4 protein-coding genes are annotated in these 5,484 nt (G+C 68.6%); 1 reads left to right on the forward strand and 3 read right to left on the reverse strand.

Annotated features, from left to right (window positions below):
* Positions 1–203: 203 nt before the first annotated feature.
* From pncA to JMF90_RS22130, 3 genes are all read right to left on the reverse strand, one after another.
* Positions 204–836 (reverse strand): bifunctional nicotinamidase/pyrazinamidase, encoded by a 633-nt coding sequence (gene pncA / locus JMF90_RS22120; RefSeq protein WP_023475610.1) that lies wholly within the window; start codon positions 834–836, stop codon positions 204–206.
* A 49-nt stretch (positions 837–885) separates the two neighbouring features.
* On the reverse strand, positions 886–2,970 hold the full coding sequence (locus JMF90_RS22125) for a 3-hydroxyacyl-CoA dehydrogenase NAD-binding domain-containing protein (protein ID WP_011549623.1): 2,085 nt from the start codon (positions 2,968–2,970) through the stop codon (positions 886–888).
* 204 nt (positions 2,971–3,174) lie between these two features.
* Complete coding sequence (locus JMF90_RS22130; RefSeq protein ID WP_041489604.1) at positions 3,175–4,818, reverse strand: 3-(methylthio)propionyl-CoA ligase; 1,644 nt, start codon at positions 4,816–4,818, stop codon at positions 3,175–3,177.
* A gap of 124 nt (positions 4,819–4,942) precedes the next feature.
* Between JMF90_RS22130 and JMF90_RS22135 the strand changes: the two genes are divergently transcribed.
* Positions 4,943–5,484: protein adenylyltransferase SelO family protein (locus JMF90_RS22135; protein ID WP_236598021.1), on the forward strand; the 542-nt coding region annotated here is incomplete at its 3' end.

Consider the following 5,484-nt stretch of genomic DNA (forward strand, 5'->3'; position numbering starts at 1 on the left):
ATCGGCTCCGACCAGCCGGTGGTGCGTAATAACTTCGTATAGCATACATTATACGAAGTTATACGAGCCGCCGAGCGTCGCGCCGTGCGTCATGTTGAAGGCACCGCGCCAGGATTTCGCCAGCGGCGTGCGTGCGGTCGATACGATTACGGCTTCGGTCATGCGAGTCTCCTTCGGTCCTGCTGATTCGGATGGGAAATGCGCTACGCCGCCGGGCGCGCGCCCGCGGACGTCGCATGCACGACGCCCGCTGCCTGCATCTGCTGCCATGCGTGCGCGAGCGACCCGTTCAGGTCGATCGCACGGCACGCATCGTTGATCACCGCGGCTTCGAAACCGGCCGCGCGCGCATCGAGCGCCGACCACGCGACGCAATAGTCGGTCGCGAGCCCGCAGCACCACACGCGCTTCGCCCCGAGTTCGCGCAGATAGCCCGCGAGCCCCGTGCGTGTCGTGCGGTCGGCTTCGACGAACGCGGAATAGCTGTCGACCTGCGCGTCGCCGCCCTTGCGGATCACGAGCCGCGCGTGCGGGATGTCGAGGTCGCGATGCAGCGCCGCGCCGTCGGTGTCCTGCACGCAGTGCACGGGCCACAGCACCTGCTCGCCGTACGGCAGCGCGAGCGTCGAGAACGGCTCGCGGCCCGGATGGTTCGCCGCGAACGACACGTGCTCGCGCGGGTGCCAGTCCTGCGTGAGCACGACCTGGTCGAAGCGTTGCGCGAGCGCGTTGATCACCGGCACGACCGCATCGCCGTCGGGCACCGCGAGCGCGCCGCCCGGCATGAAGTCGTATTGCACGTCGATCACGAGCAGGACGTCGTCGGTGCGTTTCATTGCGTGTCTCCAGACAGGATCGGTCGCGCCGCGATGCGATGCGGCGGCGTCAGCCGTTGAACCCGCGGCCGGCCTTCGCCAGTTCCGCGATCGACGGCGCGAGCTGCCACGCGTCGCCGTTCGGTGCGGCCGCATAGCGGCGGATCGCGCGCTCGACGTTATAGAGGCCGACCGTATCCGCGTACAGCATCGGCCCGCCGCGCCACAGCGGGAAGCCATAGCCGGTCAGGTAGACCATGTCGATGTCGGACGCCTTCGACGCGATCTTCTCCTCGAGGATCTTCGCGCCTTCGTTGACGAGCGCGAACACCAGCCGCTCGACGATCTCGTCGTCGCCGATCTTGCGCCGCTCGACGCCGCGCTCCTTCGAATACGCGACGACCATCTCGTCGACGAGCGACGACGGCTTCGCCTTGCGGTCGCCCGGCACGTAGTCGTACCAGCCGGCGCCCGTCTTCTGGCCGAAGCGGCCCTGTTCGCACAGGCGATCGGCGATCTTCGAATACTGCAGATCGGGCTGCTCGACGTAGCGCCGCTTGCGGATCGCCCAGCCGATGTCGTTGCCGGCGAGGTCGCTCATCCGGAACGGCCCCATCGCGAAGCCGAACTTCTCGATCGCGCGATCGACCTGCGCGGGCAGCGCGCCTTCCTCGAGCATGAACAGCGCCTGGCGGATGTACTGCTCGATCATCCGGTTGCCGATGAAGCCGTCGCACACGCCCGACACCACCGCCGTCTTGCGGATCTTCTTCGCCACCGCCATCACGGTCGCGAGCACGTCCTTCGCGGTCTGCGCGCCGCGCACGACCTCGAGCAGCTTCATCACGTTCGCGGGGCTGAAGAAGTGCATGCCAACCACGTCCTGCGGGCGCTTCGTGAACGCCGCGATCTTGTCGACGTCGAGCGTGGACGTGTTCGACGCGAGAATCGCGCCCGGCTTCGCGACTTCGTCGAGCTTCCTGAACACCTGCTCCTTCACGCCAAGTTCCTCGAACACGGCCTCGACGATCAGGTCGGCCTCCTTCAGGTCGTCGTAGGACAGCGTCGGCGTGATCAGCGCCAGGCGCGCATCGAGCTTCTCCTGCGTGAGCTTGCCCTTCTTCACCTGCGCGTCGTAGTTCTTGCGGATCGTCGCGAGACCGCGCTCGAGCGCGTCCTGCTTCGTCTCGAGCAGCGTGACGGGCAGTCCCGCGTTGATGAAGTTCATCGCGATCCCGCCGCCCATCGTGCCCGCGCCGATCACGCCGACCCGGCGGATCTCGCGCAGCGGCGTATCGGCCGGCACGTCGGGAATCTTGCTTGCCGCCCGCTCGCCGAAGAATGCGTGGCGCAGCGCGCGGCTTTCCGGCGTCATCATCAGCGCGACGAAACCCTCGCGCTCGGCGACGCTGCCCTTGTCGAAACCGTTCAGCACGCCGGCCTCGATCGCGTCGATGCACTTGTGCAGCGCGGGGTAATTCGGCGCGGCGGCCCGCGCGGAATTGCGCGCGAACTGGATGAAGCCCGCCGCGTTCTCGTGGACGATCTTGCGATCGCGCACGCGCGGATGCGGCCCCTTCTGCGCGCCGACCTTGCGGGCGAACGCGACGGCCGCGTCGAGCAGGTCGCCGTCGGCCATTTCGTCGAACAGCCCGCTCTTCGCGAGCTGCTCCGACGGTACCGGCGCGCCCGACACGATCATGTTCAGCGCGGTTTCGAGCCCGACCGCGCGCGGCAGGCGCTGCGTGCCGCCCGCGCCCGGCAGCAGCCCGAGCTTCACCTCGGGCAGCGCGACCTGCGCGCCGGGCGCCGCGACGCGGTAATGCGCGCCGAGCGCGAGCTCGAGGCCGCCGCCCATCACGACGCTGTGCAGCGCCGCGACGACCGGCTTCGCGCTCGCCTCCACCGCGCGGATCACGGTGTGCAGCGTCGGCTCCTGCAGCGCCTTCGGCGTATTGAATTCGGTGATGTCGGCACCGCCCGAGAACGCGCGGCCCGCGCCGGTCAGCACGATGGCCGTGACCGACGGGTCCCGCGCGGCGCGATCGAGCGCGTCCATGACGCCCTGGCGGGTCGACAGGCCGAGCCCGTTGACGGGCGGATTGTTGAGCGTGATGACGGCCACGCCGTCGCGAGTCGAGTAATCCACTGCCATCTGCCTGCCTCCATGCATCGCGCGCCGGATTGGCTGCGCTTTCATTGTGCGCGGTCGAACGGCCGCATGTCCGGATGAACGGAGGCAGCATACAACGAAAAAGCACGGTCGTTCAATTTGAATTTTGCTCCCGATCCGGGGACGGATCGGGCGACCGGCATCGGGCGACGGATACGCGGGCCGGCCGCGACCCGGGCTTGGGCCTTACGGCGCGCACACCGCCGTGGGCAACACGTAATCGCGGAACGTCTCTCGCAACTTCAGCTTCTGCAGCTTGCCGGTCGCGGTGTGCGGCAACGATTCGACGAACACGACGTCGTCCGGAATCCACCATTTCGCGACCTTGCCCTCGTAGAACGCGAGCAGCGTGTCGCGGGTCAGGTTCGCGCCTTCGCGCGGCACCACGACGAGCAGCGGCCGCTCGGTCCATTTCGGGTGCGCACACGCGATGCACGCGGCTTCGGCCACCCCGGGATGCGCGATCGCGACGTTCTCGATGTCGATCGAGCTGATCCACTCGCCGCCCGACTTGATCACGTCCTTGCTGCGGTCGGTGATCTGCAGAAAGCCGTCGGGGTCGATCGTCGCGACGTCGCCGGTCGGAAACCAGCCGTCCGCCAGCGGCGACGCATCGCCGCGAAAGTAGTGGTCGATCACCCACGGCCCGCGCACCTGCAGTTCGCCGAATGCGACACCGTCCCACGGCAGCTCGCGGCCGTCGTCGCCGACGATCCGCATGTCGACGCCGCAGATCACGCGCCCCTGCTTCTCGAGCAGCCGGCGCTGCGCGTCGAGCGGCCGCTGCGACTGCGCCCAGTTGAGCTTCGCGAGCGTGCCGAGCGGCGACAGTTCGGTCATCCCCCACGCATGGATCACGCGCACGCCGTATTCGTCCTCGAACGTGCGCAGCATCGCGGGCGGGCACGCGGAGCCGCCGATCACCGTGCGGTTCAGCGTCGAGAAACGCACGCCGGCCTCGCGCATGTAGTTCAGCAGGCCGAGCCACACGGTCGGCACGCCCGCGGAGAACGTCACGCGCTCGGCCTCCATCAGCTCGTACAGCGATTTCCCGTCGAGATCCTTGCCGGGCAGCACGAGCTTGCCGCCCGTCAGCGGCACCGCGTACGGCAGCCCCCACGCGTTGACGTGGAACATCGGCACGACGGGCAGCACGGCGTCCATCGCGGACAGGTTCATTGCGTCGGGCAGCGCGGCGCCGTAAGCATGCAGCACGGTCGAGCGATGCGAATACAGCACGCCCTTCGGGTTGCCGGTCGTGCCCGACGTGTAGCAGAGCCCCGACGCCTGCTGCTCGTCGAGCCGCGGCCAGTCGTAGCGCCCGTCCTCGGCTTCGACGAGCGTTTCGTAGCAGAGGAACGGCGTCGCGCCGGACGGCAGGTGCGCGGCGTCCGTCATCGCGATCCAGCCCTTCACGTGCGGGCATTGCGGCGCGATCGCATCGACGAGCGGCGCGAAATTGATGTCGAAGAAGACGTAGCGGTCTTCCGCGTGATTGACGATGTACGCGATCTGTTCGGGAAACAGGCGCGGGTTGATCGTGTGGCACACGGCGCCCATCCCGCCGATCCCGTAATACGCTTCCAGGTGCCGGTAGCCGTTCCACGCCAGCGTGCCGACGCGGTCGCCGGTCTCGACGCCGAGCCGCGCGAGCGCCTGCGCCAGCTGCTTCGCGCGGCGTTCGCAATCGCGGTACGTATAGCGATGCAGGTCGCCTTCCACGCGCTTCGACACGATCTCCGTGTCGCCGGCGTGCCGCGCGGCATGCGAAATCAGCGACGACACCAGCAGCGGCACATCCATCATCTGGCCCAGCAACGGCTTACCCATCGTCTTGTTCTCCCTGAGGATGCGAATCGGTGACCAGCCAGGGGACGGTTTCCGTACGGAAGCCATCCCGGTGTGCGCCCGTCAGCGGCCCCGGACGGGCGTGGCGCACGGTGCGCGGGCCGCCATGCGGGCGGCGCGGCGCCGCCTTACAATATCGGCTTACCCAGAGGCGCTCAATATGTCGTTTTCCCGAAGCGCAGCCGATGCGGCTGACACCCTGCCCGACCTCGCCGCGACGCTCGGCGCGCCCGCCGAACGCGCGTTCGTCACGCTCGGCGACGCGTTTCATACGCGGCTGCCGGCCGCGCCGCTCGCCGCGCCGTACGTCGTCGGCTTTTCCGACGACGTCGCGCAACTGCTCGACCTGCCGCCCTCGATCGCCGCGCAGCCGGGTTTCGCCGAGCTGTTCGCCGGCAACCCGACGCGCGACTGGCCCGCGCACGCGATGCCGTACGCGTCGGTCTACTCCGGCCATCAGTTCGGCGTGTGGGCCGGCCAGCTCGGCGACGGCCGCGCGCTGACGATCGGCGAACTGCCCGGCACCGACGGCCGGCGCTACGAACTGCAGCTCAAGGGCGGCGGCCGCACGCCGTATTCGCGCATGGGCGACGGCCGCGCGGTGCTGCGCTCGTCGATCCGCGAATTCCTGTGCTCGGAAGCGATGCA

It is taken from the genome of Burkholderia sp. E168m23, from assembly GCF_016586125.1.
Lineage (GTDB): Bacteria > Pseudomonadota > Gammaproteobacteria > Burkholderiales > Burkholderiaceae > Burkholderia > Burkholderia orbicola.

Excerpts from the sequence above, each read along its gene's own strand:
- JMF90_RS22130 (WP_041489604.1), bottom strand. The coding sequence starts at position 4,818 with ATGGGTAAGCCGTTGCTGGGCCAGATGATGGATGTGCCGCTGCTGGTG.
- pncA (WP_023475610.1), bottom strand. The coding sequence starts at position 836 with ATGAAACGCACCGACGACGTCCTGCTCGTGATCGACGTGCAATACGAC.
- JMF90_RS22125 (WP_011549623.1), bottom strand. The coding sequence starts at position 2,970 with ATGGCAGTGGATTACTCGACTCGCGACGGCGTGGCCGTCATCACGCTC.